Source organism: Streptomyces sp. NPDC059255 (assembly GCF_042752355.1).
Classification (GTDB): Bacteria; Actinomycetota; Actinomycetes; order Streptomycetales; family Streptomycetaceae; genus Streptomyces.
Genome location: NZ_JBHYZP010000051.1, coordinates 24472 through 51327 on the forward strand (window position 1 = coordinate 24472; position 26856 = coordinate 51327).

Annotated in this window: 33 protein-coding genes; 24 read left to right on the forward strand and 9 right to left on the reverse strand. The window is 69.0% G+C overall.

Annotation, left to right across the window (positions count from 1 at the left end; genetic code table 11):
• Window positions 1-252: 252 nt before the first annotated feature.
• The 12 genes from ACFXKG_RS37515 to ACFXKG_RS37570 all read left to right on the forward strand — a co-directional run bounded on the left by ACFXKG_RS37515 (window position 253) and on the right by ACFXKG_RS37570 (window position 11978).
• Complete coding sequence (locus tag ACFXKG_RS37515) at window positions 253-831, forward strand: ATP-binding protein (protein WP_384848916.1); 579 nt, start codon at window positions 253-255, stop codon at window positions 829-831.
• A gap of 67 nt (window positions 832-898) precedes the next feature.
• Window positions 899-1495, forward strand: a complete 597-nt coding sequence (locus ACFXKG_RS37520) for an ATP-binding protein (protein WP_384848919.1) — start codon at window positions 899-901, stop codon at window positions 1493-1495.
• Complete coding sequence (locus tag ACFXKG_RS37525) at window positions 1495-1911, forward strand: hypothetical protein (RefSeq protein ID WP_384848922.1); 417 nt, start codon at window positions 1495-1497, stop codon at window positions 1909-1911. Before ACFXKG_RS37520 ends, ACFXKG_RS37525 begins: the two co-directional genes overlap by 1 nt.
• Before the next feature lie 311 nt (window positions 1912-2222).
• On the forward strand, window positions 2223-2693 hold the full coding sequence (locus ACFXKG_RS37530) for a hypothetical protein (protein WP_384848925.1): 471 nt from the start codon (window positions 2223-2225) through the stop codon (window positions 2691-2693).
• A 378-nt stretch (window positions 2694-3071) separates the two neighbouring features.
• Entirely contained in the window at window positions 3072-3908 is an 837-nt protein-coding gene (locus tag ACFXKG_RS37535; protein ID WP_384848928.1) for a sugar phosphate isomerase/epimerase family protein, read from the forward strand.
• Window positions 3905-5170 carry a Gfo/Idh/MocA family protein gene (locus ACFXKG_RS37540; protein WP_384848931.1) on the forward strand — a complete coding sequence of 422 codons (1266 nt, stop codon included), beginning with the start codon at window positions 3905-3907 and terminating at the stop codon, window positions 5168-5170. The genes ACFXKG_RS37535 and ACFXKG_RS37540 overlap by 4 nt, the downstream gene beginning before the upstream one ends.
• A gap of 23 nt (window positions 5171-5193) precedes the next feature.
• Window positions 5194-6333: a DegT/DnrJ/EryC1/StrS family aminotransferase gene (locus ACFXKG_RS37545; protein ID WP_384848934.1), complete on the forward strand. Its 1140-nt coding sequence runs from the start codon at window positions 5194-5196 to the stop codon at window positions 6331-6333.
• 37 nt (window positions 6334-6370) lie between these two features.
• Complete coding sequence (locus ACFXKG_RS37550; protein WP_384848937.1) at window positions 6371-7579, forward strand: metallophosphoesterase; 1209 nt, start codon at window positions 6371-6373, stop codon at window positions 7577-7579.
• A gap of 14 nt (window positions 7580-7593) precedes the next feature.
• Window positions 7594-9447, forward strand: coding sequence for a B12-binding domain-containing radical SAM protein (locus ACFXKG_RS37555; RefSeq protein WP_384848940.1), 1854 nt, complete (start codon window positions 7594-7596; stop codon window positions 9445-9447).
• Window positions 9448-9512: 65 nt separating this feature from the next.
• On the forward strand, window positions 9513-10292 hold the full coding sequence (locus ACFXKG_RS37560) for a nucleoside phosphorylase (RefSeq protein WP_384848943.1): 780 nt from the start codon (window positions 9513-9515) through the stop codon (window positions 10290-10292).
• Window positions 10293-10323: 31 nt separating this feature from the next.
• Complete coding sequence (locus ACFXKG_RS37565) at window positions 10324-11109, forward strand: hypothetical protein (protein WP_384848946.1); 786 nt, start codon at window positions 10324-10326, stop codon at window positions 11107-11109.
• Complete coding sequence (locus ACFXKG_RS37570) at window positions 11106-11978, forward strand: glycosyltransferase family 2 protein (RefSeq protein WP_384848948.1); 873 nt, start codon at window positions 11106-11108, stop codon at window positions 11976-11978. Before ACFXKG_RS37565 ends, ACFXKG_RS37570 begins: the two co-directional genes overlap by 4 nt.
• A gap of 55 nt (window positions 11979-12033) precedes the next feature.
• Here ACFXKG_RS37570 and ACFXKG_RS37575 read toward each other — a convergent pair whose 3' ends face one another.
• On the reverse strand, window positions 12034-12474 hold the full coding sequence (locus ACFXKG_RS37575; protein ID WP_384848951.1) for a pyridoxamine 5'-phosphate oxidase family protein: 441 nt from the start codon (window positions 12472-12474) through the stop codon (window positions 12034-12036).
• A gap of 863 nt (window positions 12475-13337) precedes the next feature.
• Between ACFXKG_RS37575 and ACFXKG_RS37580 the strand changes: the two genes are divergently transcribed.
• Genes ACFXKG_RS37580 through ACFXKG_RS37590 form a run of 3 tightly spaced genes read left to right on the forward strand, consistent with a single transcriptional unit; the run spans window position 13338 to window position 16054 of the window.
• On the forward strand, window positions 13338-13727 hold the full coding sequence (locus ACFXKG_RS37580; RefSeq protein WP_384848954.1) for a hypothetical protein: 390 nt from the start codon (window positions 13338-13340) through the stop codon (window positions 13725-13727).
• Window positions 13728-13730: 3 nt separating this feature from the next.
• Window positions 13731-14843 (forward strand): MAB_1171c family putative transporter, encoded by a 1113-nt coding sequence (locus ACFXKG_RS37585; protein ID WP_384848956.1) that lies wholly within the window; start codon window positions 13731-13733, stop codon window positions 14841-14843.
• A 23-nt stretch (window positions 14844-14866) separates the two neighbouring features.
• The gene (locus ACFXKG_RS37590) at window positions 14867-16054 is read left to right on the forward strand and encodes an amidohydrolase family protein (RefSeq protein ID WP_384848958.1); all 1188 of its coding nucleotides are present in this window, start codon (window positions 14867-14869) and stop codon (window positions 16052-16054) included.
• A 55-nt stretch (window positions 16055-16109) separates the two neighbouring features.
• Here the strand turns inward: ACFXKG_RS37590 and ACFXKG_RS37595 are convergent, their stop codons facing one another.
• Complete coding sequence (locus ACFXKG_RS37595) at window positions 16110-17006, reverse strand: helix-turn-helix transcriptional regulator (protein WP_384848961.1); 897 nt, start codon at window positions 17004-17006, stop codon at window positions 16110-16112.
• A gap of 301 nt (window positions 17007-17307) precedes the next feature.
• Here ACFXKG_RS37595 and ACFXKG_RS37600 point away from each other — a divergent pair, with 301 nt between their 5' ends.
• The 9 genes from ACFXKG_RS37600 (at window position 17308) to ACFXKG_RS37640 (ending at window position 24378) form a co-directional block, all read left to right on the forward strand.
• Window positions 17308-17634: a transcriptional regulator gene (locus ACFXKG_RS37600; RefSeq protein WP_384848964.1), complete on the forward strand. Its 327-nt coding sequence runs from the start codon at window positions 17308-17310 to the stop codon at window positions 17632-17634.
• Window position 17635: 1 nt separating this feature from the next.
• Entirely contained in the window at window positions 17636-18655 is a 1020-nt protein-coding gene (locus tag ACFXKG_RS37605) for a hypothetical protein (protein WP_384848966.1), read from the forward strand.
• Window positions 18655-19359 carry an ATP-binding protein gene (locus ACFXKG_RS37610; protein WP_384848969.1) on the forward strand — a complete coding sequence of 235 codons (705 nt, stop codon included), beginning with the start codon at window positions 18655-18657 and terminating at the stop codon, window positions 19357-19359. Before ACFXKG_RS37605 ends, ACFXKG_RS37610 begins: the two co-directional genes overlap by 1 nt.
• Before the next feature lie 117 nt (window positions 19360-19476).
• Window positions 19477-20043 carry a WhiB family transcriptional regulator gene (locus tag ACFXKG_RS37615; RefSeq protein WP_384848972.1) on the forward strand — a complete coding sequence of 189 codons (567 nt, stop codon included), beginning with the start codon at window positions 19477-19479 and terminating at the stop codon, window positions 20041-20043.
• Window positions 20040-21110 (forward strand): DUF2637 domain-containing protein, encoded by a 1071-nt coding sequence (locus ACFXKG_RS37620; RefSeq protein ID WP_384848975.1) that lies wholly within the window; start codon window positions 20040-20042, stop codon window positions 21108-21110. The genes ACFXKG_RS37615 and ACFXKG_RS37620 overlap by 4 nt, the downstream gene beginning before the upstream one ends.
• 100 nt (window positions 21111-21210) lie before the next feature.
• On the forward strand, window positions 21211-21435 hold the full coding sequence (locus ACFXKG_RS37625) for a hypothetical protein (protein WP_384848978.1): 225 nt from the start codon (window positions 21211-21213) through the stop codon (window positions 21433-21435).
• A 194-nt stretch (window positions 21436-21629) separates the two neighbouring features.
• Window positions 21630-22097, forward strand: a complete 468-nt coding sequence (locus ACFXKG_RS37630; protein ID WP_384848981.1) for a plasmid mobilization protein — start codon at window positions 21630-21632, stop codon at window positions 22095-22097.
• Window positions 22097-23866: a relaxase/mobilization nuclease domain-containing protein gene (locus ACFXKG_RS37635; protein ID WP_384848984.1), complete on the forward strand. Its 1770-nt coding sequence runs from the start codon at window positions 22097-22099 to the stop codon at window positions 23864-23866. The genes ACFXKG_RS37630 and ACFXKG_RS37635 overlap by 1 nt, the downstream gene beginning before the upstream one ends.
• Window positions 23867-23973: 107 nt before the next feature.
• Window positions 23974-24378 carry a hypothetical protein gene (locus tag ACFXKG_RS37640; protein WP_384848987.1) on the forward strand — a complete coding sequence of 135 codons (405 nt, stop codon included), beginning with the start codon at window positions 23974-23976 and terminating at the stop codon, window positions 24376-24378.
• A 73-nt stretch (window positions 24379-24451) separates the two neighbouring features.
• Here the strand turns inward: ACFXKG_RS37640 and ACFXKG_RS37645 are convergent, their stop codons facing one another.
• The 7 genes from ACFXKG_RS37645 to ACFXKG_RS37675 form a co-directional block, all read right to left on the reverse strand.
• Window positions 24452-24682 (reverse strand): hypothetical protein, encoded by a 231-nt coding sequence (locus ACFXKG_RS37645; RefSeq protein WP_384848990.1) that lies wholly within the window; start codon window positions 24680-24682, stop codon window positions 24452-24454.
• 9 nt (window positions 24683-24691) lie between these two features.
• Complete coding sequence (locus ACFXKG_RS37650; protein ID WP_384848992.1) at window positions 24692-25033, reverse strand: hypothetical protein; 342 nt, start codon at window positions 25031-25033, stop codon at window positions 24692-24694.
• Window positions 25034-25041: 8 nt separating this feature from the next.
• Complete coding sequence (locus ACFXKG_RS37655) at window positions 25042-25284, reverse strand: MarR family transcriptional regulator (RefSeq protein WP_384848995.1); 243 nt, start codon at window positions 25282-25284, stop codon at window positions 25042-25044.
• A 107-nt stretch (window positions 25285-25391) separates the two neighbouring features.
• Complete coding sequence (locus ACFXKG_RS37660) at window positions 25392-25721, reverse strand: esterase (RefSeq protein ID WP_384848998.1); 330 nt, start codon at window positions 25719-25721, stop codon at window positions 25392-25394.
• Window positions 25722-25812: 91 nt separating this feature from the next.
• Complete coding sequence (locus ACFXKG_RS37665) at window positions 25813-26025, reverse strand: hypothetical protein (RefSeq protein ID WP_384849001.1); 213 nt, start codon at window positions 26023-26025, stop codon at window positions 25813-25815.
• A gap of 53 nt (window positions 26026-26078) precedes the next feature.
• Complete coding sequence (locus ACFXKG_RS37670; protein ID WP_384849004.1) at window positions 26079-26339, reverse strand: hypothetical protein; 261 nt, start codon at window positions 26337-26339, stop codon at window positions 26079-26081.
• Window positions 26340-26370: 31 nt separating this feature from the next.
• Window positions 26371-26718, reverse strand: coding sequence for a DUF317 domain-containing protein (locus ACFXKG_RS37675; RefSeq protein ID WP_384849006.1), 348 nt, complete (start codon window positions 26716-26718; stop codon window positions 26371-26373).
• Window positions 26719-26856: the final 138 nt, after the last annotated feature.

The window sequence follows — 26856 nt, forward strand, 5'->3', positions numbered from 1 at the left end:
AGACATCCTCCATGCACCCTTTCTACCGGGACGCCGGACCGGTTCTCTTGTGGACGTGCCCGGTCCGGGGACAACCGTGCAGTCGGCGAACAGCCGGCACCGACTCTGCGGATCCGGGTGACGGCGCGAACCCCGGGATGTCTGTCTGCCACTGTTCAACCGCCGAATCCGGGTCCGGCGGTCCCCGCCACGAAACGAGCGAGAGCCAGCGAACGCACCCCGCGCTCCCTCTCCCCACTCGGGAGGCACACCGTGTCCCAGGCACCACACCTGCGTAACAGAATCATGCTGGCCGACACGCCCAACGCTGTGGGCTTGGCACGGCTGCACACCGCCGATGTCCTCTCCTCCTGGGGCGTGCCCTCCGACATCGTGGAGACGGTGCAGCTCCTGGTTTCGGAGCTGGCCACCAACGCCGTGCGGCACCCCAAGGAGTGCGAGGAGAGAGCCCTTCTGTTCCCCTCGCGGAACGAGGTGCAGACCTTTGAGATCTCGCTGGAGACCACCGGCGATGCAGTCAGGGTTTCGGTGTGGGATCGCGACACGAGGCCGCCGGTCCTGAAAGAAGTCGGAGTCGAGGCGACGGGCGGCCGGGGCATCTTCATCGTCGCAATCATGAGTAGAAACTGGGGCCACTATCCGGCTCGGGGCATGCCCGGCAAGGTGGTTTGGGCCGAGGTCGGCCTCATCCCTGCGAGTCGAGTCGGCGAAGGCGAGAGATCGTCGCGCTCCCCCGGCCAGCCTCCAGCTGCCGGACCCGGCGTGCCGAGGGCTGGGCGAGCCGCCCCGAACGTGCTCAGCCGCGTGCTCGTTGGCGTCAGGAGCCTTTGAGTATTGCCCCAATGGCACCAGAAGCGGTCGGCCGCTGCCGCTGGTACGCCGAGTGAAGGGAACTCCCATGCAGCAGAAGCCGTCGGATTCAACTTCCTCGGCCACCCCATTGCCCGCCGTCCCCGGCCTTGGTAGTAGCAGCTGGCTCATCTCGCCCGGAACGTCTCCCGGCAGGTTCGCAACGGCTGCTGCCTCGGGTGCTGAAGTCTCCCTGCTGAATCTGAAGGACTCGGTGCCGCGCCCGTTCAAGGAGGATGGGTTGGCACGTTTCGTTCCGCAGCGACGGTGCAGCGCGTTCGAGGTGGTATTCGCCCCCGACCGCGCCCGCGTCGCGCATATGCGCCGGATTGTCATGGCCAATCTGCGATGGTGGAATGTCACCGAGCCGCTGGCCGAGGAAGTCGTCCTCGCTGTTTCCGAACTGGTCACCAACGCCGTCCGGCATGGTGCCGGGGCTGTCGGACTGCGGGTGAAGTGCGCTGAAGATCTGCGCGTCGAGGTAGCTGACGGAAGCCCGGTCCCGGCCACGCTCCACTGTGCGGGCGAAGCCGACGAGTCGGGGCGGGGACTCTTCATCGTCGCAGTTCTCGCACAGGACTGGGGTGTCAGCTCCGACGGCACGACGACATGGTGCGAGTTCTCCCTTTCCGAGGGGAGCCCGTGATGGTGGCGGTAGCCTCCGAAGCCTTCGCAGCGCTCGGTGGGCGGTGCTCCACGAGCGAAGCGACGGTGGCAGCGGTGCTCACCGGCCTGCGCCGCTCGGCTCTCCGCGATGCCGTCGGCGAGGACCTGTACGACGACCTCGGGAGCCTCTACGGCGAACTGAACATCGTCCTTGATGAATACGCGCGCCCCACCGCGGACGAGATCGGGAGCATCGCGGAGCAGTTCCGGAGGCGAACTACTCAGCTCGCCAAGGCGGTTCCGCATCTCATCAGGCCGTACCCGGACGACGAGATACGGCGTCTGATCGACCTGCGCAGTGAGCGGCCGGCCGCCGAACACGCATACCGGCATGCCCTCCGCTTCGCCATGGCCATCGTCGAACTCCTCGATCTGATGGGAGATGACGCCCCGTGACGCGCTCTCCCCGACAAGACGTCGGACCGGCCCCGTACCGCGGTGAATCCTCGGGACAGCAGGCTCCGACCACGTGCCCGGTGCCGAGAGGGAGAGGCTTCAAGCGTCGCTCTGGGAAGTTGTCGCACCCTCGGCGCCGGGCCACCTACGACAGCCCGGCCGAGCGCTGCTCGCCGCGCTTGCCCTTGTTTCCGTAGGACGCGCGCGGCGCCGCCGGCCCGCTCTCGTCGTACTCCCCTGACGGCCGCGGAGGGGTAGCGGTTCGCCGAGGTGAGCCATCAGACCACCCACGCGCAATATGGAGGAGAGCAGTGACCACTACGACCACCTTCGCGAAGATCATCCTTGCGCCGAGGGAGAAGCAGGTCGTCGAGGGCCTGGGCGATGGCAGCACGCTTCATGAGGTCGCACTCGGGCTCAAGATTCGGGAAAGCACGGCTGCGGGATATCTCCGGCTGGCCAAGCGCAAGCTGCACGGGACGAGCGAGAACGCCGCGATGCTCGCCGTTGCCTACGCCACCGAGAGTATCGCGCCGCCGGAGACCTTGGATTCCGAGGAGTTGTCCGTTCCCCGGGAACAACTCGACCTCGTCCCCCTGATTGCCCAGGGGATGAGGGGCCCGGAGATGGCAGCCGAGCTGAAGCGCCACCTCGATCTCGTCCGCCGAGACGGTCGCCGCCTGATGACGAACCTGCGGGCGAGGAATCCGGCCCACATCACCACGCGCGCGTGGCAGTACCGGTTCCTCACTGCGGAGCAGGTGTTCGCGTGGCTTCCGTGAGCGCTGGTGTCCCCGACGAGGTCGAGATGGTGGACCTCGTTGGCACGGTCCTCGGCTGGGCCCTGAACGGTGGAAAGGCCGGGAACGCCGTCGTCGCCCCTGCTGCCCTCTGCCTGCGAGGAAGCCCTCGATAGGGACTGCCCCACCGAAGGCGGACAGGCGTCCGCCCAGCAGACCGGTTGCCACAAACCTGGACCGTTGAGCGGCGGGAGAGCGGTCCGGCGCGGGACAGGCGGCCCGCAGCCTCCCCGTATCGCGGGCATGGCTTCTCGCGCTCTGCTCCCTGATCAACAGCGTTCCGAACAAGGACGTTTCTGCCGGTCAGCGTGCCAGAGCTGACACCTACATCGACGGAGGAACAGCCCGATGGACTTATGCATGAATCGCGTTGTCGTAGCACCTGGCACCAGGCCGGCCGAAGTCGTCCGGGCTGCCCACCGGGCAGGCTTCCTCTACCTGGAGATGTCCGCTTCCCGTCTGAAGAAGGCGCTTGAGGAGGACCGCCACCTCGGTGGGCTGATGGGCTCCGGAGGCATCGTCCCGGTCCATGGCGGCTGGTCGCTGCGTCTGGGCTGGGAGCGGGAACGTTTCGCGAGCGCCCTCGATGCGGTGGAGCGCGAGATGGAGTTCGTTGCCCGGCTGGGCAGCCGAGGCGGCACGCTGGTGCTTCCCCGCCAGGCCGCCTTGGACCAGCCGCCGATCCCCTGTCTCGGGGAGTTGGGCGAACGCGTCGGCACGGTAGCCCGGCTTGCCGCGCGTTACGGTCTCGACCTGGTGCTGGAGTTCATCGGTACGGGACCGGACACCGACGACGGGTACCTCACGCTGGACGATGCGCGCGGCCTGATCGCGGATCAGGGGCCGAACGTCGGGGTCCTTCTGGACACCTGTCACTGGCATGCCTCCGGAGGCGTCGTCGCGGATCTGGCCTCGCTCGCGGACCGGCCGCTGTTCGTACACCTCAACGACGCGCCCGACGCGGAACGAGCGACGCTGACCGACACGATGAGGCTGTTGCCGGGCCACGGAGTCATCGACCTGACTGGATGCCTGGGCGCGCTGGCCCAGGGTGGCTACAGAGGGCCCGTCTCCATCGAACTGAAGAATCCGGCCCTGCACGCTCTCGCGCCGGCTGATGCCGCACGCGCGGCGTACGCGGCCGGCGCGGCGCTTCTGCGGTCGATCGAAGCGGACGTGGCGGAGGAGGCGCGATGACCGGTGGGCTGGTCAGACTGGGGGTGGTCGGGTGCGGATGGATCGGCGCCCAGCATGTGAAGGCATGGGAACAGGTAGCCCGTGCCACCAGTAATGCTTTCACCATCGCGGCGGTGTGCGACTCCGATGTCGAGCGGGCGCGGAGCTGTGCTGCCGCCGTGAGCCGCTGGCAGGAGCGCCCCGTACGTGTCCATACTCAGTTGGCCGCGCTGCTTGGTGACGGGGTCGACGGCGTTGACATTTGCGTGCCGACCCATCTCCATGAATCAGCGGCACGTGCCGCGCTCGGCGCCGGGGCGCATGTCCTGATCGAGAAGCCGCTCGCCCCGTCGATGGACGCGGCGGTCCGTATCGCGCGGGCAGCCGCGTCAACGGACCGGATCGTCTCACTCGGCGAGAACCACCGCCGGACTCTGACCGTACGCACCCTGCGCTGGCTCCTCCGGGACATGCAGCTGCTCGGTGTCCCGGAGCTGGTCCAGGCGCAGCGGGTTCGGTACGAAGCACCGTCGCGCCGGAGGGATCAGTGGCGGAGCAGGCGGGTGACCGGTGGCGGGGGCTGGGCGATCGACAACGGCGCGCATCTGCTGGACACCCTCACCTATGTCCTGGGCTCCGTCGAGTCGGTGACCGCGCAGGCGAAACGGCTGCGGGTCCGACCGTGTGCGGGGGGTCCGACGGAGGTCGACGAGCGCGAGGACTTCCTGACGGCGCTGCTGCGGTTCGAGTCCGGTATCACCGGTGTTTTCTCGTGCGTCAGCTCGCTTCCGGGCGCCGATGACTTCCGCTTCGCGATCCGCGGTACACACGCCGCGCTCATCGACAACGGGACGGCGAACGGCGAACTGTTCCACGCGCCGGAGCCGACCGCACGGGTACACGAGCCCGGGGAGTCTCCCCGGCCGCTGGCCGGGTACTTCGACGACTACCGGCGGAGCCTGTCCGACGCGGACCGGGAGCGGTTGTTCCCGTACGGGCTGACCGATGATTTCGCGATCGAGTGCGCGGAGTTCCTGCGCGCCGTCCAAGGCGGCGGAACTGTGGAGATCGGGCCCGACGCGGCGATGCGCACGCTCGCGACATCGCTGGCGTTCTACGAGTCCGCCGCGGCCGGGCACACCGTGTGCGTCGCGGATGTGCTGGCGGGGACGGTGCACGCCTACCAGGACACGATCCGTCCTGGGCCGCTCAGCGGTGACTTCGCCGAGCACTGCACTGTCTGGCCGTTGGCAGCCGGCGTTTCGACGTGGGGGCCGTCGTGAAGGGGTGGCCGGGGGAGCCCGCGTTGGGCGGCAGCTACACCGAGGCCGAAGTGGACGCGGTCATGGAGGCGTTGCGGGAGTCGATGGACCCGAGGGTCGGTTTCCGGGCGAAAGAACGGGAAGTGGCCTTCGAGGACGCCTTCGCCGCGTACACCGGGGCCCGGTTCGCGGTGGCGTACAACGGCGCTGGAACAGCGCTGGACATGGTGCTCCGCTGCCTTGACCTGGACGAAGGCGACGAAGTGATCTCCGGGGCACTGAATTTCGTCGGTACGCACGTCAGCGTCCTGGGGCAGGGAGGCCGGCTCGTTCTCGCGGAGGTCGAGCCGGGCACCCTCAACCTGGACGCGGCCGACGTCGCGCGGCGCAGGACCACGCGGACCCGTGCGGTCCTCGTGACGCATATGAACGGGCTGCCCGTTGATCTGGACGCGTTGACCCGAGCGGTGTCCGCCCCCGTTGACCGCTTCGAAGGGCCACCGGTGCTCATCGTGGATGCCGCTCGCGCCTGCGGGGCGACCGACAGCACAGGGCCGGCCGGCGCGTCTGCCTGGGCCACGGTGTTCAGCTTCCAGTCCAAGAAGCTGATGACCACGCTCGGCGAAGGCGGCATGGTCACCACCAACGACGCTGACCTGACAGAACGGTTGAGGCGGCTGCGGTCATTCGGCAAGAACACCGGGTGGGGCTCCAACTACAAGATGACCAAGCTCCAAGCCGCCGCCGGTCTCGTCCAGCTCCGTCGCCTCGACGCGATGAACGACCGCCGGATCGCACTCGCCCGCCGGCGCAACCAACTCCTCGTCGGTGTACCCGAACTGACCCTTCCCCCGGAGCGCCCCGGCCGCGGTCACCTGTACTACCGGTACGTGCTGCTCGTTCCGGCCGACTGGGCCGGCGCACGGCGCGACGCCGTGATGCGGCGCCTGGCAGACGAGCACGGCATAGGCAGTGTCATCGCCGACCCGCCGACGTACTGGACACATCCAGGTATCCGCGAACACCTGGGAGGCCGGCCGTCCTTCCCGGTCGCGGAGCTGACCGCCCGCCGCATGTTCTGTCCGGCCCTGCACCCGCTGATGAGTGACGACGACAACCGGCGGGTCGCCCGAGCGATCCGAGAGAGCGTCCAGTACGTCGCCACCACTGTCCGCGCCCGCTGACCGCGCCCCATCTCTCGCTATGACCGCCGGAGGGTTGATGCCGTCACGCCTCCACACCATCATCGCCACCACCGACATCCACTCCCGACTCGACCGGGCTGACGGCCTGATCGCCGAGTTGCAGTCACGGGCCGGCCACGGCCTACGTGTCGACGCGGGGGACTTCTTCGAAGGCACCGGCTACTACCAGGAAGGAGCGGGAGCCCTCGAACGCCGTCTGCTCACCGGCCTGTACGACATCATCGCGCCCGGCAACCACGGCTGGCAGCACTACCTCCAACCAGACCTGCACGCCATCACCGTCAACGCGAACACCACCACCCTGGACACCGACGAGCCGTTGTTCAGACCCTTCCGTACGGTCCGTCTGCACGGGCGCCGTGTCGCCGTCACCGGAGTCATCGGCGAGGAAGCCTTCGACGCCATCCGGGTTCACCACCGCGCCGGACACCGATGGAAGGACCCCGCGACCGTACTTGCCCAACTGGTCTCCAGCCACCATGACATCGACGATTGGGTAGTCCTCAGCCACTCCGGGTTCGACACCGACCTCGCGCTCGCCACCACGGTCCCCGACATCAGCGTGATCTTCTCCGGACACTGCCACAGCCCTCGCCCAGGCCCTATCACCGTCGGCCGCACGCTGGTGGTCAAAGGCCCCGAACACGCCGTCGGCTACGCCCTGGCCCACCCCACACCCTCCGGCTGGACCGCCACCACCGCCCTGTTCCCCACCGACCAGCCCGTACCCGCACCGTGGCTCCCCTTCACCCGCGATCTGGCGGCAACCGCCGCACGCCTCGACCAGCCCCTGGGGCCCGTCGCCGCACCATGGCGCGGTATCTGCCCCGACCGGCACACCCTGGTCAAGGCCCTGGCGGAGAGGCTCCACCGGCTCACCGGGATGCCGGTCCTGCTCAACGACACCCTCCTCCGTCCTCACCCGCTCGGTGAGCAACTGCGGGCCGGGGACCTGCTGGCGCTGGAACCCTTCGCCAACCGCCTCGTCATCGCGCCGACCACCGGCCTGGACGACCCACGCGCCTGGCAGACGTGGCTCACCCGGCATGCCCACCCCGATCTCGCAGGCCCTCTGGTCACCGCACCCGCCCTGAACCATGCGCCCCCAACCTTGCTGACCAGCGATTACCTCGCCGACACCTTTCTGCCGCCCGGCCACCGGGAGGCGCCCGTATCTCTCACGCACGCCCTGCGCGACGTCCTGCTCTCCCGGCCCCTCTCCTGAACCGGAAGGCCCCCGTGTCCCCACTCGATGATGAGATCGCCCGGATCACCGCCACCGAAGTGCACCTCGGCCCGCCGCACCAGCACGCGGCCAAGCCCACCGACCGGCTCCGTGTGGTGTTCCTGCTGCCTTACGGCCATCCGTACTCACTGATGTGCCTCGGCCCCCTGGCCCTCTATCACCTGATCAACACCGACCCCGATCTGCCCGCCGTCGCCGAACGCGCCCTGCTGTACGAGAGCCTCCTGCCGGACGATGGGAACCGGCTGAGCCTGCCGGACGGGCCCGGTACGTACCGGTCGATCGAGAACCCCGCGCCGGTGGCCGAGGCGGACATCCTGGGGGTCTCCATCACCAACGCCGGTGACCTCGCCTCCGTGTTCAAGCTCCTCGACCTCGCCGGCATCCCCCGCCGCACCGCCGACCGCGTCCCCGGCCTGCACCCGCTGGTCATCGGTGGATCCGGGGGCTTCGCCAACCCGGAGGTCCTCGCCGACCACCTCGACGCCGTCGTCCTCGGCGAGGGCGAACAGACCATGACCGCGGTGATCCGAACCATCCACACCAGCCGCCACCTGAACGCCGACAGACCGGCCCTCCTGCAGAACCTCGCGCACATTCCCGGCCTCTACATTCCCGCGCTTTACGAGGCCACACTCCGCCCCGGTGGGGGCGTCCTCGCCATCACGCCCCGCGGCGGGACGACCCCCGCCCGGGTCCGTCCGCAGTATCTCGACACCGCAGGCTTACCCGCCGCGCACTTCACCGCCCTGACCATCGACGGCGAGACAGCGATGATCGTGCCGACCCTCGGCTGCCGCCACTCCTGCGACTTCTGCACCCTGGGCGTACCGCCGTTCCGCCAGGCGCCCTACCGGATGCTGATCGACTACCTGGAGCGGTGCGAGGCCGCAGGCGTCAGCCGCGTCGTCATCAGCTCCCCGACCTTCACCCAGTACCGTGATGGTGCTGCCCTGCTGGAGCACCTGCGGGGCTGGTCGCGTCGCTCCGCCAACGGCGTCAGCGTCATCATCGGGTCTGTGAGGGCCGACGAACTCACCCCCGGCTACCTCGACGCGGTCGCCGGACTCGGCGACGTGAGGCACTTGTTCACCGAGCAGAACCTGACCGCCCCGGCCCGGGGAATCATCACCATCGCTCCCGAGTGGGCCGCCCCCGACCTCGTACGGATCTTCAACAAGACCCTCACCCCCGAGCGGGTCCACAAGGCCGTCGAGCTGTGCCGTACACACACCGACTTCGGCGTGATCATGGCCTACTTCATCCTAGGCGCCCCCGGCGAGACGGAAGCGGACCGCCTGGCCATCGCCGACTACGCGGCCGACCTCCACGCCCGGCTCGGACGCGACGACGGCGCCGTGATCATCAAGATCCAGCAGTTCATGCCCAAACCCGGCACCACCTCCCAGCGCCTGCCCATGGCCGATCCGGACCTCACCGACCAGCACGTCGATGCCATCCGCGCCCGCCTCAAGGGCCTCGTCGGCGCCGAAGCGTTCGCACGCCACTTTCGTGTGCTGTGGGGCGAATCAGCCCGCCTGCACCTCGAAAGTATCTGTCTGCGCGGTGACCGCCGCATCGGACATGTCCTGGAAGACCTCCACGACTCCCACCTCGACCTCACCTCCCTCACCGCCGACCAACTGCATGCCGCACTCGCCCGCCACGGACTGCGACACGACGCGTATCTGCGCGCGATGGACGACGACGTACTGCCCTGGGAAATCGTCAACACCGTCCAGCCCGAAGCCGAACAACGCCTGCGAGACGCCCTCGCCCACCGCACCGCCATCGCCGCGCCACAGGCCGCCCGGCAAAGCCTCCCGGTCATCCAGGCCGACTCATGACTGGCCGACACCCCGGCGCCCCATGCCGCTATCCCCACTTCCCCGGCAAATACCGGGGGACCGCCGTGGCCGAGCCGTCCGAGCACGCGGCCTACATCCGCTCCGGTCATCCCGACGCCCGCCTCGACCATCTCGACGGGGTCGTCCTCGTCTACCAGAACAGCCTCCTGCGCCGGGCCCAGGCCACCTACCAGCTCCAGCCGCTGCCCCGCTGGTGCAGCGCTGACCTCTTCGAACCGCGCCGCTCCGAGGCGCGGGTCGCGGTGTGCGGGGGACTGGGACCCGGCGGCGCCCCCGGCACCGCACTCGTCGTGGAACAGCTGATCGCACTCGGCGCCCGCGCCATCGCCACCGTCGGCACGGCCGCGACCCTGCGGACCACCCTCAGCCCCGGCGACCTTGTGATCGCCGACCGCGCACTGCGCGACGAAGGCACCTCGCACCACTACCTTCCGCTCGGCCGCTACACCCACGCCGACGCAACCCTCACCGCCCATCTCACCGAGGCCCTCACCGTCGGAACGGACCGCCGGACGGTCACGGGCGGCACCTGGACCACCGACGCTCTCTACCGCGAGACCGAGGCCGAAGTCGCCCACTACGCGGCCTGCGGCCTGCTCACCGCCGATATGGAAGCCGCCGCGGTCTTCGCTGTGGCATGCCATCGAGCCGTCCCCGCCACGGCCGGCTTCGCCGTCGCCGACTCCCTAGCCGACCGTCGTCCACGTACGGGCGACCACATGATCAATTCCGGACTCGACCACCTGCTCGCCGCCGCCCTGCTCGCCCTTACACGGAACGGAGCGGGCTCACGGGGACACTACGATGGGCCATCTTCCGCATGAAGCTTCGGCGACCTTGCAAGGAACAAAGGACATGAGCGGCGCTACTGCCACGACGGGACTCTTCCTCGTCATCGAGGGCGCGGACGGCAGCGGAAAGAGCGCGGCCGTCCGCCATCTCGCCCGCGTTCTCGCCGAGCAGGGCCACACCGTCGCCACCACCGACCGCGCACATCCGTACGGCCGACGGGAGTACGCCGATCTCGTCCGCGCCGTCGGCGGACTCTTCCACTCCGGTCACACTCTCGCTACCAGCTTCGATCTTCTGTCGCTGGCCGCCGCGACGCAGTACACGGCGATCCTCCACGGACAGGTCGAACCCCAGGTCGCCCAAGGCACCGTCGTCATCGCCGAGAGTTGGTGGGACAAGACCTGGATCCGCCTGGGGATCGAGGCGCAGCTGTGCCACAGCCACGACCAGCCCTGGCTGGACGGTTTCTGGTCCTGGCAGCAGAGCCTCATGCCCCCTCCCACCCTGCCCCCGCATCAGTACGTGACCGTGCTGATCGACACCCCGGAAGCGGACCGGGTGCACTGGTACGGAGCCGGCGGACGCCACGAACCCGTCTACGACACCCACGGAGCGGTCAGCCACGACCCTGCCGATTACGGAGCCTTCACCTCCCGCATCGCCGACCAACTCGCCCTCGTCGCATGCGAACGCGACTGGCCCGTCGTGGCCAACAACCGGCATCGCACCGTCCCCGAGGTGTCAGGCGACCTGGCCGTCCTCGTTGACGCGCACGTCGCTCGTACACGTACCGCGCCACAGGCGCACGCAGCGCGCCGCCACGATGCCCGTCTCACGGAGTTCCCATGACCACGCCCCGCTACGGCGCCGTCCTTCTGACCATGAACGACCGGCCCGAGGACTTCCCCCTCGCGCTCAAGTCCCTTCTCACGCAGACCGGAATCGACCTGGAAGTGGTCGTCGTCGGCAACGGCGTCACACCGGAGCAGGTTCCTGACGGCATCAAGACCGTGACCCTGCCTGAGAACGTCGGCATCCCCGAAGGCCGCAATGTCGGCGCACGGGCTCTGGAAAGTGCGCCGGACCTGTTGTTCTTCCTCGACAACGACGCGGTCCTGCCCGAGCGGGACACCCTTGCCCGCCTCGCCGACGAACTCGCCCACGACCCTTGCCGCGCCTACATTCAACCCCGCATCGCTGACCCCCACACCGGTGTCACAGTCCGCCGTTGGGTACCCCGGCTTCGCGCCTCCGACCCCACCCGTCCCGGAATCGTCACCGTCATGGCTGAAGGCGTCGTCGTCATCCGGCGTGACGCCTTCGAACAAGTCGGCGGCTGGCCAGGCCACTTCTTCCTCTACCACGAAGGGATCGACCTCAGCTGGCGCCTGTGGGATCACGGCCACACCGGCTACTACGCCCCTCACCTGATCATCCACCACCCCGCGTCGGACCCGGCCCGCCACGACCGCTACTACCGGCTCGTCGCTCGCAACCGCGTCTGGCTAGCCATGCGCCTCCTGCCGTGGCCCCTGATCCCGCCCTACCTGGCCACTTGGGTGCTCCTGACCCTCGCCCGTATTCACTCCCCGAGCGCGTTGCGCGCCTGGTTCAAAGGCTTCCGGGAAGGCTTCGCCGGCGGATGGGGGCCACGGACTCCCCTGAGCTTGCGTACGGTCGCCAGGCTGACACGGGCGGGGCGCCCGCCTGTCATTTGAGTGGCGAGGCAGCACCAGCGGCGCGTCTTGCTTATCAGCGGCTTCGTTTCCGTTTCTACGCCGCAGCACTTGTGGCTGCCTGGGGCCGCTGGGCGGGGATTTGCCCCATCGCCTTCTCTATCGAGATCCGGATGACTACCCGCTCAGGATCTGGGGTCGGCGTGCGCCCGTATCGCTCTCCGTAGCGCGCAACGGCGTCCTCGACCGCTGCAGCGTCCGTGCAGACCTCCGCCACACCTTCGAGTGTGGCCCACCGGCCACCGTCGACCTGGCACACCGCGACTCGGGCTGTATTGCCGCCCGCAAGGATGTTGGCGACCTTCCGACTGGATTTGCGGGTGATAATTCGGGCCACTCCAGTAGCGGCGTCGACCGTCACGCCCACGGGCACAACGTGAGGGCGGCCATCAGGCTGCAACGTGGTCAATGTGCACAGATGATACTCGTTCCAGAACTCATAGTAGTTATCGGCTTGGCCTGATATCGCTGTCGGCATGGCTGGAATCGTAATGGCGCTAGTTGCCCGGACTGTCCTGAAGTGACCATGGCCACACTCGGGCTCGGATGGGCAGTTGGCCCGATTGACGCCTATATGCCACGCGTCGTTCAAGCGTGAACATCTCGGATTCGTAACAGACTCGATGTTGGAGTCGAGAACTTGAAGCGTCCATGCCGGAGCGTAAATGGGCAGTTCAGGGGCGTGGGTCGGTGTGTCAATGGTCGATTTGGATCGCTTTGACGGGTGGGAATCACTTACGGGTCACGCGTATTGATCATGGTTTTCAGGCCATTTCTTGGCTGTGTAGTCACGTACTGTCCGAAGAGTTCCCGGAAGCTCCATCGAGGCAGCTCGTCAGGTGTCGCATCGCGTGTTCGCGTATGTGACATCCGTGTTGCGCGAGGCGATCTGGAGGCCAGGCATCCGGGCCCTTGAGGGGTTTGGTGGACCGCGCGGACATGTCCGACTGCGGTCGTTTCCAGCGCCGGGAACCAGACGTCATCGGCACGGGCGCGGTGTCGCCCGGCTCGGGGGAGCCATCACCTGCCGGTTGGAGAGATTACTCAGTGTGGTCAGAGAAGAGCGGTCGAGACGCGGCGAAGCCGACGGTTCCTGCACAGGGTGGAACCAGTCGTGGGCGCCTCGGGCGCTGGCGTACAGCTCCGAACCGGACCGTGGAGAGGGATCTGCACCGTCTGATTCGGCGTGAGCTGCAGGACCTCGGGATTACTCCCCCGCTCGACGTCGAAGAACTCTGTCAGGCGCTCAGTCGACGGCGTGGGCGCACCCTGTACCTGCGGGAGGCTCCGCTGCCGAAGCCGGGGCCCTCGGGGGTGTGGGTCGAGTACGAGGAGTGCGACGTGATCCTGTACCAGCAGGAGACGACCCGTCTGCATCAAGATCACATCATTCTCCACGAGGTGGGTCACATCTTTGTCGCGGAGAACGAAGAGGTCGCCGAGAAGACCGAAGGCGAGGAGGCGGCAGGGGTCTCCGCGGTCGAATCCGAGGAGGAGACGGCTGTTTTCGTCGAGGGCTGGGCCGCCATGCTGCCGGTCTTCGACCCCGAGACGATCAAGCGCGTTGCGCGCCGGTGCTCGTACGACGACGGCGAGGAGTGCTCCGTCGAACTGGTCGCCACCATCATCCTGGAGTGGTCGTCCCTGTTGGACGGCTCTACTCCGCTGTCGGACGACCCGTCGCTTCGGCGGGTGGAGTCGGCCCTCGGTGACCGGCGAGGATGGCTGTAACCCGTGGAACTGCTGCTCCTGGGGCTTGTCGCCGCTCTCGTCTGGAAGCTCTACCAGCTGAAGCGATCCCCTCATGACGCTCCCCTGCGTTCTGTCACCCTCTGCTTGGTCTGTGCTGCGCTGTCGTACCCCGTGGCCATGCCGGGCGGAGCGTCCGGCGTCGACACCGTCGCCGGCCACGGGACGGCGAAGCTGATCCAGAACGTGCTGCTGCTGTTGGCGGTCTACTTCTTGATGTGCTTCTACCTCTACTCCTCCGCCGACGAGGGGGCGGGCCGTCGCCGGGCGCGCAAGGAAGCCGGGGTCGTCGCGGTCGTCGCGGTCGCGATCACCGTGGCTGCGGAGTCGGTGCCGCGTGAAGTCTTCGCCGGTAGCTTCAGCACGGCCGACATGACGATTCCGCAGATCGCCTTCTTCTACGGCGGGGCCGGTCTCTACCTCACGTACGCCCTCGGCATGGCGTGCCGGTGGACTCGCCGCTACGCGCGCATGTCCCGGCGCCCGCATTCCACGGGACTCTGGATGGCAGCAGTCGGCCTGGGAGCGATGGCCGCGGCCTGCGCGATCCGTGCCGTCATCGTCGCCGTTCGCTGGGCCGACGTGGACGTTCCCGAGCCGCTTATGGCGGCCGTGGCCTTCCTGCTGGTGGCGTCCATTCTGCTGTTCGCAGTGGGCATCACGTACTCCGGTGCGCGAGCCCGGATCTCCTCCCTGCGGCTCTGGCTCCGACACCGGCGCGACCACCGTCGGCTTGCCCCGCTGTGGGAGCTGTTGGCGGAGGCGTACCCCCAGAACGTATTGCGGCCGGCATCCTCGGCTGCGCTGGACCGGTGGCGGGCCCGTGGCGTGCACCGGCGTTACCACCGCCGCATCGTGGAGTGCCGCGATGGCCTGGTGGACATCAGCCCCTACCTTCTCGACGAGGACGACAGTGCGGTCCTCGGTATCGACTCGGCGGAGCTGGCAGCCAGGCTCCGCCGAGCCTCGGCCCGGATCGGGGAGGGCCTGCCCGCACCTCGACGAGCCGTTCCCCTCGCCATGGCTATGGGAAGCGACCGGCAGTCGGATGTGACACAACTGATTGCGGTGTCCGACGCGCTGCGTGATGCCGCATGACCCGTAATGATCAAGGAGACAAGATGCTGATCACCGGTGGACGAGTGCTTGTCGACTCGGGGACCTACCTGGAGGACGGTGCCGTTCTCATTGAGGGTGACTCGATCACAGCTGTCGGGCCGCGCGAACAGATCGAGCCGCAGGCCGGCTCCGACGTTCCGCGCTTCGCATTCGACGGAACCATTCTGCCGGGGCTGATCGACGCGCACGTCCACCTCGCCTTCGACGGCGGCCCAGACCCGGTGTCCACTCTCCAGGACTCGACGGATGAGGTCCTGTTCGAGGGCATGCGACATCGTGCCGAACAGCTCCTGCTCAGTGGTGTCACCACCGCCCGCGACCTCGGTGACCGCGGTGGGCTGGCGCTTCGTCTGGCTGCGGAGATCGGCGATCGTCGTACGCCGGGGCCGAAGATCGTGTCTGCGGGCACACCCGCGACCACCGTGGGCGGGCACTGCCACTTCCTCGGCGGCGAGGTCACCGGTGAAGCCGAGATCCGCAACCTCGTACGCCGCAACCTCGCGGCCGGAGCCGGTGTCATCAAGGCCATGGTCACCGGGGGCGGCCTGACGAAGGACGGCCCCAAGAGCCATCAGTCCCAGTTCACCGCCGAGGAACTGACTGCCCTGGTCGACGAAGCCCACAAGGCGGGTGTACCCGTCGCTGCCCACGCGCACGGTGCCGACGGCATCTCCGCGGCTGTAGAGGCCGGTGTGGACACGATCGAGCACTGCACTTGGATGACGAGCGGTGGCCTCGACTTCCGGCCTGACGTGGTGCGGCAGATCATCGACCGGGGAATTGCCGTCTGCCCGGCGGTCAGCCCCCACTGGCAGATGCTTCCCCGCTTCTTCGGCGAGGAACGCGCCGCCGCGATGTTCGACCTGGTGCGGCGGATGGCTGACGCGGGCGTACGCCTGGTGGCCGGAACGGACGCGGGGGTTCAGCGTGCGGGCTTCGACGGCTTGGTCCCGGCCTTGTCGTTCTACTCCCACCTGGGCCTGGCGAACGCGTCGATCATCGACATGGCGACCTCCGAAGCGGCCACTGCCCTGGGGCTGGGCTCGACAACGGGGCGGATTGCTCCCGGCTACCGCGCCGACCTCCTCCTGGTTGATGGAGATCCGCTATCGGACCTCGGCGCGCTGAAGAACGTCCGGGCTGTGTTCGCCTCCGGCCTGCGCCACGAGCCCAACGCGGCGGCCGAGTAGAAGTTGCTGTTCAGTGCCCTGTTCCCGCGACTTCCTGAGTCCTGGGGACAGGGCACTACTCGTTGACGTCGGGGGCGGCCTTCTTCTCGAACTCGGTCGCGAGATCATTCAGGATCGAGAGAACGTCGGGCGGTAGACCCTCCGTGCCGAGACCGCGGGCCCGGACCCGGCCCACCTTCCCGCTCCGGGCGGCCGACATCAGGCGAAGTCCTTCGTAGACCTGCCGGGCGACAGCGTCGTCCGGCTCGAAGTACAGGCGTGTAACGCCGAAAAAGTGGGCGAAACCTTCCAAAACGACCGGGGTGGGTGCTTCGGCTTCGTCGGCGCCCGTTCGAAGGGCCTCCACCTTCGCGGCCGTGGTGACCTGCGATCCTGCGTAAGCATTCACGGCCTGGGCGATCTCCTCGTCCCCCGGCGCCGCCCCCGGCGGGTACGAGCGCCCCAGGAGGAGGGTGATCTTCTCGGCGAGCGTTCGGGGCGGCTCCTCGCCCTCCGCGACGGCGGCGGCCTCGACCTCCACCTCTTCGCCCCGGGCCTTCGCCATGGACCGCTCCTGCGCTCGCTTCACCTCGTCTACGGTGACGCGATAAGCCTCCGCCAGGTCAGGGAGGTACCTGTCCTTGAGGCGCCGGATCCCGTTCTCCGCGCCGGCCACTGGACCATCGCTCTTGGTGCCGATGACCGCTGCCAATTCGTACCGGTAGAGGCCGGCGTCGCACCGTAGATCCGTGAGGTCGGACAAGCCGTCACGAGGGAACAGGACGTCCAGTGGCTGGTTGAGCACCTCGGCGAGGGCGGGCAACTTCTCCTGATCCGGCACGGATGAGCCCAGCTCCCACCCCGCCACCGTCGAATCCGCAACTCCGAGGGCAGATGCCACGTCGGCCTGCGAGATCTCGGCGACTCGACGTACCGAGCGCACACGAGTTCTGTCGAAGCGTCGAGCTGGCATGAGACCTCTTTTTCCGTGAAGCGAAGAAACTTTGGATCGTTGACCTTTCGCGTGAATCACGATAGCTTCAGGCTACCGAAAAACGGGGGGATTCGCATCCCTCTCGACAGGCCAGGGAGGAGACGGGGCAATGCATGCGAACGGTCCATGACGCGCCCGGACAACGAAACCGGCGCCCGGGAGCTACCAACTCCCAAGCGCCGGGCCGGCACTCCAAGGGGCGCCGATTCACATCTCGCGGGCGGCAGGGCTTTTGCACGAGAACCGCCGCACCGCGCTCCTGCAAACAACGGAGTATCGCATGCTCGCCATGCCGAGCGGAATCCCGGCCTGCCCGAACACCGGCCGCCAGCACCGTCTTGTCGCCCAGCTCGCCGACATGATTCCCGGGGCGGCCACCATCCGCGTCAGCCTCACCGGCCCCAAGGAGGTGTGGCCCCACCCGCACGCCATCGTGAAGGACCAGGCCGGGGCGACGATGGAGCTGGGCCGGACGACCGCCAGGGTCGCAGCCCGCTGGATTCTGCGGGTCTGGCCCGACGTGGACTGGTCCCGTCCGCACACCCTCGACCTCGCCGACGCGACTCTCACCCGAAGCGACCTGATCGCCGCCGGTCGGGGCCGCTGACATGGCGCGGATACGAACCATCAAGCCGGAGGCGTTCGTCTCCGAGTCGCTCGCCGAAGTGAGCGTCGAGGCCGAACGGACCTTCTTCGGGCTACTCACCCAGGCCGACGACCACGGCCGCCACCGCGACAACGCCGCGATCATCGCCGGGCTGCTCTGGCCCCTGCGCGCCGAGCACACCTCGGTCCACGTCGAGGACGATCTCCATCAGCTCGCGAACGCCGGCTTGATCTGCCGGTACACCGGCTGCGACGGCCGCCGTTACCTGCACATCGTGACCTGGTTCGACCATCAGAAGATCGACAAACCCAGCCAGTCCCGCCTGCCTTCCTGCCCGCAGCACCAGGGGGCCGACCGATGCGCCCCCTGCAAGGGCATCTGCACCAAACGGAGCGAGGAGTCACCCACCCCTCCCCGAGGGCTCGCCGAGGCTTCGCCGAACGCTCCCCGAGCCCTCGATCTGCCTGCGCAGCCCGCGGCGACGCCCTGCGGTCACGCAGACCAGGCTCCCGCCGTCCAGCAGGACGCCTTCGACGGCATGATCGGCACCCCTAGCCGAACGGGCACGAAAAGCGGAGGTCAGAACGCATTCGCCGAGGACTCCCCGAGTCGTCCCCGAAGCCTCGGAGAGGGCTCGGCGCCTGGATCTAGGATCTTGGATCCTGGATCTTCCTTCCCTACGGGGCGCACAGCGCCCGCAGCCACCGTCTCGGTCAACCAACTCGTCGGCGAGTACATCGCTGCCTGCGACAAGCGCCCACCCAGCGACTTGATCGGCCACCTCGGGCGGATCACCAAGAAACTCCTGGGCGAGGGCATCGCCCCGGAACACATCCGGGCAGGGCTGCAGAACTTCGCGGCCAACCCAAAGCATCCGAGCGTGCTGACCAGCATGGTCAACGAAGCCATGAACGCGCGCTCCGGCGGTTTGGCGCGGCCGGGAATCCGGCCTAACGTGCCCGCTCACCAGGCGTGGACCAACCCGGCCAACGCTGCCGCCGCCTACGCCGAGGAGCTGTGATGCGCACCCGTACCCGCGAACCGCAGACCCTCGGCGAGGGCACCCTGGACCGGATGACCCGGATCCTGGCCGCCCGCAACGTCGACCCGGCCGCCGTCGCCGCGCTGGTCGACGAGCCCGAGCCCTTCTCCCCGCTGGACGCCTTGTCCGCCGGGATGCCCCCGCGCTACCAGGGCGCGGTCGCCGACCACCCCCAGGTCCTGGCCTGGGCCCGAGAAGTCGCCGAAGCGGCCGTCGCACCCAGTCGGGGAGCCCGGCGGCAGGTCACCACCGGCCCGAGCCTGCTGATGGCCGGAGTCGTCGGCGCGGGCAAGACTCACCAGGCGTACGGCGCGGTCCGGCGGCTGGTGCAGGGCGGGGTCGGCGTGCGCTGGCGCGCGACCACCGCCGCCGACCTGTACGCCGACCTGCGTCCCCGGCCCGGGGGCGACAGCGAGCGGGAGCTGGCGGCCGTCAGCCGGTGCCCGCTGCTGATCATCGACGACCTCGGCGCGGCCAAGGCATCGGAGTGGGTCGAGGAAGTGACCTACCGGCTGATCAACCGCCGGTACAACCACATGCTCCCGACGCTGATCACCACCAACTTGGCGATCAAGGACCTCCGGGCCTACCTCGGCGACCGTGTCACCTCCCGGCTCGCGCAGATGACCACCCGGGTCGAGTTCGAGCCGGTCGATCGCAGACGCCAGCGCACCGCAGCCTGACCCACCGCAGGCCGCCACGCCGGGCCGCGCCCTCAGCGCGCCGCCCTACGTACTCCCGACCCAGCGCCCCCCTCCGCCGACGCCCCCTGCGCGCGGAGAGCGATCGGAGCAACCCGCATGACCCGTACGACGACCAGCCCTGGCCGCCACCGGTCGCTCGGCGACCAGACCTGGCAGGACCAGGCCGTTTGCCAGAGCACCGAGTACAACCCGGTGGACCCCGACATCTTCTTCCCGGAACCCGACGAGACCGCCAAGATCACCGCCGCGAAGTCGCTGTGCGGCCAGTGCCCTGTTCGCCGCACCTGCCTGGACGCCGCCCTGGAGAGCGGTGACACCGACGGTATCCGGGGCGGGATGACCGAGGAGGAGCGTGGACCGCTGCACGAGAAGCTCGCCAACCGCCTCGACTACAGCCGCGTCAACGCCACCATTGCCGGACGCGACGTCCACCTCACCAAGGCCGAGCGCCGCGCGGTCGTCCACGCTGCCTACCGCCACGGCCTCACCGAACAGCGCCTTGCCTGGCTGCTGAAGGTCACCGAGGAGCATGCCCAGAAGCTGTACCGCGAGACCCGCCGCGCCCTGCGCAACCGAGACCTGGAGCAGACCACGAAGACCACCTCGCCCCCCGAGACCGACGGCGAGCGCCTGGGCCGCGACGACTTTGGGACGGCAGCGTGAGTACCGCGAGCACGCCGAAGACGGCGCACATCACCGGCTGGGACCGCGCGGTCGTCATCGCCCTGGGCGGCGCGGGGTGCGCCCTGTCGTACGACGCCCTCCAGCAGATGGCCGTCGCCATCCACATCCGCGGTTTCCTGACCTACCTCTTCCCCCTGGTGATCGACGGGTTCATCGCCTATGGCATACGGGCACTCCTGGTCCTCCGCGATGCGCCCCTGCGCGCCCGGCTCTACGTCTGGACGCTCTTCGGCACTGCCACCGCCGCCAGCATCTGGGCCAACGCCCTCCACGCGGTGCGACTCAACGAGGAAGCGGTCGCCGACACCGGCCTCCGCCTCGGGGACACGGTGGTCGCAGCGCTGTCCACCATCGCCCCGCTTGCACTCGCCGGAGCCGTACACCTCTACATCCTCATCGCCCGGGGCCCGGTCAAGGGCAGTGGCCGAGAGGACCTCGGTCAGGCCGGTCACGACGGTCAGGAGGCTGACCGATCGGAGGCCATCGCGGTCACCCGGACTGACCGGGTCGGTCAGCAGCAGCCGCAGGCCGGTCAGGTCAGCGCAGGGCAGCCGGTCACTGCCCTGACCGACCGGCCGCGACTGTCTCTGGACAAGCAGACTCCGCGTCCTCGGGCACTGACCGGGGAAAGCGCACCGACGGACAGCAGCAGCCCGGTCACCGGTGACCGCGAGCAGCCGCACGAGGCCGCTGACCTGCCCGGACAGTCAGACACGGCCCCGCCGGTCACTGACCGACCGGCCAGCACACAGCCGGTCACCGGCGACCAGGACAGCCTCCCGCCGGTCACCGACCGGCCGGTCACTCCGCCGTCGGTCACTGACCGGGACACCCGGACAGCCAGTGACCGGCGGTCTGACCCGGACACCGAGGAACTGCTGAAGATCGCCCGGTCAGCGGTCAGGGCCGAGGACAAGCTGACCCGCAAGGTGGTCGCCCAGGCGATCCGAGGTCAGCAGATCCCGCTGTCCAGCGACACCCTGACCGCCCTGATGGCCCAACTCCGCAAGCAGCAAGGACAGCCGGTCACCTCCGCCCGGAACTGACAGGACAGCACAAGGCGGGTGACCGAGCCGAACACCCCGGCCGGTCACCCGCTCCCGGACACGCGCCCACATCCTTCCGAAGCGAAGCGGAGAGCACCTCATGCGCACCCACCCGGCCACACCTGCCGAGGTCGATTCCTGGCTGACCGTCCTGCACCAGCGAGGCCACCTCCACAGCGCGCAATCCGGCCCCGACACCACCTGGACCGTGCAACGAACCCGGCAAAGTCGCCCCTGGACCCTGCACCACCCGGTCCTGGCCATGGACTGGATCGAGGAACTCGTCCGCGAAATCCGGCAGGAGAATCCGGAGACGCGCCGGTGACGGCCAACGATCCGGTGGTGACCACCGCCGGTCAGCAGCGTGACCCCACGACGGCTCCTGGCGGAGCAAGTTGTCGCGTACGACGGTCCTACGGCCCGTCGTACGCACTTGCCCCCGCCCAGGAGGGCGGGGGAAGCCCGGCTGGTCCCCGAGCGAGGGCGCACGGAGACCAGCCGGACTCTCGGCACCAGGGGGTGCCGATCGCGGGGGGAGAAGCAGACCGCCGCAGCGACCGCGAGCAGCCGAGCCCGAGCACGTCCCCATTCCCCGAGCGCAAGCCGCGCCGCCGCAGCCGCAACCCGACCGAGCGCACCCGCAAGACGACCACCCGCCTCTCCGAGACCGAGCACGCCGAGATCGCCGTCGCCGCAGCGCAGCGCAGCGTCACCGTCGCTCGTTTCCTCGCCGCCGTCGGCCTCGCCGCCGCCCGCGGTTCCACCACCCTGCACACCAACGAACAACTCGACGCCGCCATCGACGAGCTGGCCGCCCTGCGCACCGCCCTCTCCCGGATCGGCAACAACATCAACCAGATCGCCTACGTCTATAACGCCGGGGGGCAGCCCCGGCCCGGCGAACTGGAACACGCCCTCACGACCCTGACCCGACTCCTGGCCCGCATCGACGACGCGGCCGACACCCTGGTGAAGAAGCGGCTCTGATGGTCCCCAAGATCCGACGCGGCTCACGAACCCACGGCTTGCTCGTCTACCTGTACGGCCCCGGTAAACGCGACGAACACACCGACGCCCACCTCGTCGGAAGCTGGGACGGCTTCGCCCCCGACCCCGGACGAGACAACAGCCCCGACCCCGACCCCAAGGTCACCCTCGCCCGCCTCGCCGCCGCCCTAGACCTGCGGGTCAAGCAGGCCGGCGACAAGGCGCCGGCCCAGCACGTCTGGCACTGCTCGGTCCGCACCGACCCCAGCGACCGGACCCTGACCGACGTCGAATGGAACACCGTCGCCCGCCGCCTGGTCCACGCCGTCAACCTCGCCCCCGAAGGCGACCCGGACGGCTGCCGCTGGGTCGCCGTACGGCACGCCGACGACCACATCCACATCGTGGCCACCATGGTCCGAGGCGACCTGCGCCGCCCCAGGATGAACTACGACTTCAAGAAGGCCCAGGCCGAATGCCGACGCATAGAGAAGGAGTGGGGCCTTCGCCGTCTCAAGCCGGGTGACGGCACCGGAGCCAAGTCCCCCACCAGCGCAGAGCGTTTCAAAGCCGAGCGCACCGGTCGGCCCGAGGCTCCACGCGAGACACTCCGCGAAGCCGTCCGCCAAGCCCTCGCCGGGGCGGCCACCGAAGAGGAGTTCTTCACCAGGCTCCACGAGGCGGGCCTCCGTGTGAAGATCCGAAACGCCCCGTCCGGCGACGCCATCGGCTACAACGTCGCACTCCCCGGCGACCGCAACCGCGAGGGCACACCGATCTGGTACCCCGGATCCAAGCTGGCCCCCGACCTCTCACTCCCCAAAATCCGCCGCCGCCTCGTCGACGGCACCGCTGACCAGACGACGCACCCGGCGGCGACCAGCGGCCGACCGGACTGGTCCCCGCCCGCCCGGGAACGGCGCAACGCCACCGGCATCGCCGAGCGCGCCGCCCTCCTGCTCGACAGCGACGACGAAGCCGCAGCTCAACTGGTAGGGATCGGCGAACTCCTGGACGCCGTGACACAGACCTCCCCGGCCGCCACCCGCGCCGAGCTGGGTGCCGCCGCCCGAGCCTTCGAACGCGCCACCCGCAGCCACGTCCGAGCGGAGCGTGCCGACACCCGGGCGATCCGTTCGGCGGCCCGGGGCATCATCCAGGCCGGCAGCGCCCTCGGCCGTGGCGAGGACGGAGGCACCACCGCCATGCTCCTCTCCACCCTGGTCCTGGTCACGCTCGCCGCCGCCCGCTGGCACTCCGCCCGCGGACATGCCCAGCAGGCCCATGCCTCCCGACGGACCGCCGAGCATCTGCGAGCCGCCTACCGACAGGCCGCTGCCATGCCCATGCAGGCGCTGCACGACCAAGGCCGCGCTCTACCGGAAGCCGAACGCCGCGCCCACCAGGCCACCATCCACGCAGCACTACCCAACGGGGTGATGCGAGCAGACAACTCGTCCACGAAGACCGATGCCCTGACCGCCACACTTGCCCAGGCCGAGCACGCAGGCCACGACCCCAAGGCCCTTCTCCAGCAGGCCATCGACATGCGCGAACTCGACACGGCCGACGACGTGAACGACGTCCTCGTCTGGCGACTGCGCCGCCTCGCCCAGCTTCCCGCTCACCCGGGTGAAGCAACGCGCCGTCGGCCGGCCGACACCAGCCAGACGAAGGCCCCGACCAGTCGCACCAACAACCGGACGGCGCCCACGGCAGCAGCTCGCCCCACCGTCTCCGACCCGCGCAACCGCCCACCGCGCCGCTGACGACGTTCCGGCGGGCCGGGCGACCGGCCCGCTGGCCGTCGAGAAACCTCTGGACAACCAACTCCATCGGCTGTTACGGATGGAAACAGAAGCACCTCGACCGGGAGATGACGCTCGTGCTCAGAACCACAGAACGCCCCGCAGAGCCGACACCCGTGCTTCCCGTCCTCCCCGCCGGCACCGATCCCCTGCTGCAACTCGAGTACGAGACACAGTCGCCCAGCGGCCCCGGCGCGACGCGCTGCCTCAGCCACCCGCGCGAACTGGCGCTCCGGGGTATCCCGGTGATGTGCACGGCCTGCCGTGCCCGGCGCGACTGGCTGCTCATCAACCACGGCCGAAACGTCTGGGTCTGTTGCCGCTGCAGTAACCAGTGGCTCGAACCGGAGATCAGCCGAGCCGACTTCGACGCCCTGATCGCCATCCCGGACGGAACCACTTACCCCAGCGTGGCCCAGGGCCTGGCCGCGCTCGGCTTCGACGGGGCCTTCGCCGGCACGTACCTGGACTAGTAGAGCGAGGGCGTGCCGAACGCCGAGGAGCGCCACCGATACGTCGGTGGCGCTCTTCCGCGTCGCGCGATGGTCAGCCGCGGTTCGCGTTCTTCGGTAGTCCGCCTCGGAAGTCGCAGCCGGGGCACTCATCCTCGCCCTGGATATGGCCCTCGTACCAGCCGTGGACGGCGGCGTGGAGGATCGCGTCCTCCACGGATGCTTCGCCGTTGCGGACTGATGCGAGGGCATTGCCGACGACCACCCGGAGCGCAGCATTGTCAGGCGAAGGGAACGGTGGGGAGGGCATAGGTGAGTCGGTCATGCCTTGAGCCTAGGGGCGAACCCGGCGGTCATTGAGCGGAATCGGCGGTCGGAGGGAGCTCGCCGGAACGAGCCAGACGGTGGATGCTGAGCTGGACTGTGGCGCGGCGAAGCCCAAGTTCGTTCGCCAAGGCGTCGACGGGATGCCGGGGCCGTTCTCGTAGCCGTGGAGGACCGCGCGGTCGTTCGCGGCGTCCTGAGATCGGCGGAGCAGGTGAGCGCCGCAGGCACCGGCCGCCACGGCGAACAAGGCGATGCTGCTGACGCCGTAGTTGTGCTGCACAGCGGCGGCGATGGCGGTGACCTCTCCAGCGGCGCCGATCAGGCAGGACCCGACGACGAGGCCGTTCATGATGCTCCTCATCCGGAGGAGGCCGGAGCGGCAGCAGAAACAGACTCGCCATGGAGGTCACTTCGAAACCCCCGGCCGACCGGCGTCCAGCTTTGCAACGTAGCGGGCCGCCAGCGGGGCCGGTCCGGCACGGTGGTGTCGTCAGGAGCGGGCAGGCTTCCCCGGCTCTTGCGATTACGGGCAGCTCCGACGCTGATGCCCAGGTGAGCGGCGACCTCGGGATACCCCCAGAGTTGCTGGTCGTCGGCCATCGTGTCCTCCTCGTTCGTCGGTGATGAGCGTACGACGCAACCATGGGCTGGGCGTACGGCAAGGCCGCCCCTGCCTGATCGGCGGGGGCGGCCTTCTGCGGTTCAGGTCAGACCTGGGCGAGGCGGTTCGAGAGGTCGAGGGCGGCGGTCGCGACCGCGAGGGCGGCGCAGAGGCCAAGCACCTCGTGAAGGGTCGGGCGGACCAAGCTCGGCCAGTCGTCCGGGGCAGCGGGCCACGAGGCGAGATGCACCTCGGTGGTGGCCAGGCCCAGGTGGGCGGTGACGTCCCAGCCTGCGAGGGGCGCGGGCTCCCAGTGAAGGCTGATGCGGCCGAGGGGGAGCTTTGGGGTTTCGAGGGTGAGCCAGGTGACGTCGAGCGGCCCGTCGGGCTGTGCGGAGACGCTCTGGACCAGCGCGCCGCGCATGGCGGTCGGCATGGGACGTGCGGCCAGGCCGTACAGGGGAAGGACGTGCGAAGGGCGGGGTCGCGACGAGATGAGAGCCTCTGGGTCTTCTCGGTGGAGCGGGTCAGGACCAGGCGAGGGCGTCGCTGACCGCCGTCGGGAGGTAGTCCTCCTGGCCGTCGTCGGCGATGAACGCCTTGCCGTCCCGGACGACGACCTCCGCCCCGAGGTAGTGGGTGAAGGGGAAGTCCGGGTTGATGGCAAGGCGGATCGGCAGGCTGGGGTCAAGGTCCTGGAGCTGGCGGAGCAGGTGGCCGACGGTCAGATAGTGGGGCACGGGGGCCTCCGGGAGCGGTGTGGAAATGACGGTGCGAGGTTGATGTGTGAGCGTCAGGACACGTCGAGACGCGCCCGGTTGCGGGGGACCTTCGGCCCCTGGGCGTGGCTGGCGAGGTGCCGCTTCCGGCTCTCGTTGACGTAGCCCTTGCCAAACTGCTTCATGTCCCAGCCGCCGCAGGAGCAGATGGCTTGCGTGTACGCGCGGCCGGAGCAGTCGGGGTGGAGCGGCTTGCCGGAGCTGGTGTGCTTGTGGTCCGCCGGGCAGAGAGTGCCGTCGACGTGGTGGTTGGTGAGCGGGGCGCGGTGGGCCACGGGGCTCCTCCGAGTCGGGTCGAAAGCGCGATCAGCGGGCGGGGGTGGCTATGAGCGCGGCGAGGAATCCGGCAACGGCCTCGGAGGGGGTGCAGAGGCCGAACTCCTGGACCCACGGGTCGCCTTCGGCGGGCTGCACTCGGACCTGCCAGACGATGCCGCGCTGCCACGCGGTGGTGTCCTCGGGGAGCCAGCCGACGTAGACGTGGCCGTCCGGGCTCGTCGCGTGGACGTTGGCCTCCGGGGTGTCCACGATCGCCCAGCCGAGGGCGTCGAGGAGGTCGAGCACCGGGCCTGCGCAGTGGTCGGAGGAGAGCCAGCGACGGTCTTCGACGGCCGGGCGGACTACGGCGGGCAGGAGGGTGGGGGAGGTGTTCATGGTCGGGCGATCCCTTCGTTGACCTGCGGTTTTTCCCAACACCCGTACGTTGACATGCGGTGTCCCGAAGTACGTAGTCCGTTCCCGGGAAGCGGCGTCTGCCGTGGGCGAACTGGCGGCCGTGCGTGGGGGGGGGGG

Bases quoted from the DNA above. Each gene is read 5' to 3' on its own strand.
- ACFXKG_RS37520 (WP_384848919.1), top strand. From the start codon at position 899: ATGCAGCAGAAGCCGTCGGATTCAACTTCCTCGGCCACCCCATTGCCC.
- ACFXKG_RS37525 (WP_384848922.1), top strand. From the start codon at position 1,495: ATGGTGGCGGTAGCCTCCGAAGCCTTCGCAGCGCTCGGTGGGCGGTGC.
- ACFXKG_RS37535 (WP_384848928.1), top strand. From the start codon at position 3,072: ATGAATCGCGTTGTCGTAGCACCTGGCACCAGGCCGGCCGAAGTCGTC.
- ACFXKG_RS37540 (WP_384848931.1), top strand. From the start codon at position 3,905: ATGACCGGTGGGCTGGTCAGACTGGGGGTGGTCGGGTGCGGATGGATC.
- ACFXKG_RS37550 (WP_384848937.1), top strand. From the start codon at position 6,371: ATGCCGTCACGCCTCCACACCATCATCGCCACCACCGACATCCACTCC.
- ACFXKG_RS37565 (WP_384848946.1), top strand. From the start codon at position 10,324: ATGAGCGGCGCTACTGCCACGACGGGACTCTTCCTCGTCATCGAGGGC.
- ACFXKG_RS37570 (WP_384848948.1), top strand. From the start codon at position 11,106: ATGACCACGCCCCGCTACGGCGCCGTCCTTCTGACCATGAACGACCGG.
- ACFXKG_RS37575 (WP_384848951.1), bottom strand. From the start codon at position 12,474: ATGCCGACAGCGATATCAGGCCAAGCCGATAACTACTATGAGTTCTGG.
- ACFXKG_RS37590 (WP_384848958.1), top strand. From the start codon at position 14,867: ATGCTGATCACCGGTGGACGAGTGCTTGTCGACTCGGGGACCTACCTG.
- ACFXKG_RS37595 (WP_384848961.1), bottom strand. From the start codon at position 17,006: ATGCCAGCTCGACGCTTCGACAGAACTCGTGTGCGCTCGGTACGTCGA.
- ACFXKG_RS37600 (WP_384848964.1), top strand. From the start codon at position 17,308: ATGCTCGCCATGCCGAGCGGAATCCCGGCCTGCCCGAACACCGGCCGC.
- ACFXKG_RS37605 (WP_384848966.1), top strand. From the start codon at position 17,636: ATGGCGCGGATACGAACCATCAAGCCGGAGGCGTTCGTCTCCGAGTCG.
- ACFXKG_RS37610 (WP_384848969.1), top strand. From the start codon at position 18,655: ATGCGCACCCGTACCCGCGAACCGCAGACCCTCGGCGAGGGCACCCTG.
- ACFXKG_RS37615 (WP_384848972.1), top strand. From the start codon at position 19,477: ATGACCCGTACGACGACCAGCCCTGGCCGCCACCGGTCGCTCGGCGAC.
- ACFXKG_RS37625 (WP_384848978.1), top strand. From the start codon at position 21,211: ATGCGCACCCACCCGGCCACACCTGCCGAGGTCGATTCCTGGCTGACC.
- ACFXKG_RS37635 (WP_384848984.1), top strand. From the start codon at position 22,097: ATGGTCCCCAAGATCCGACGCGGCTCACGAACCCACGGCTTGCTCGTC.
- ACFXKG_RS37640 (WP_384848987.1), top strand. From the start codon at position 23,974: ATGACGCTCGTGCTCAGAACCACAGAACGCCCCGCAGAGCCGACACCC.
- ACFXKG_RS37645 (WP_384848990.1), bottom strand. From the start codon at position 24,682: ATGACCGACTCACCTATGCCCTCCCCACCGTTCCCTTCGCCTGACAAT.
- ACFXKG_RS37650 (WP_384848992.1), bottom strand. From the start codon at position 25,033: ATGAACGGCCTCGTCGTCGGGTCCTGCCTGATCGGCGCCGCTGGAGAG.
- ACFXKG_RS37655 (WP_384848995.1), bottom strand. From the start codon at position 25,284: ATGGCCGACGACCAGCAACTCTGGGGGTATCCCGAGGTCGCCGCTCAC.
- ACFXKG_RS37660 (WP_384848998.1), bottom strand. From the start codon at position 25,721: ATGCCGACCGCCATGCGCGGCGCGCTGGTCCAGAGCGTCTCCGCACAG.
- ACFXKG_RS37675 (WP_384849006.1), bottom strand. From the start codon at position 26,718: ATGAACACCTCCCCCACCCTCCTGCCCGCCGTAGTCCGCCCGGCCGTC.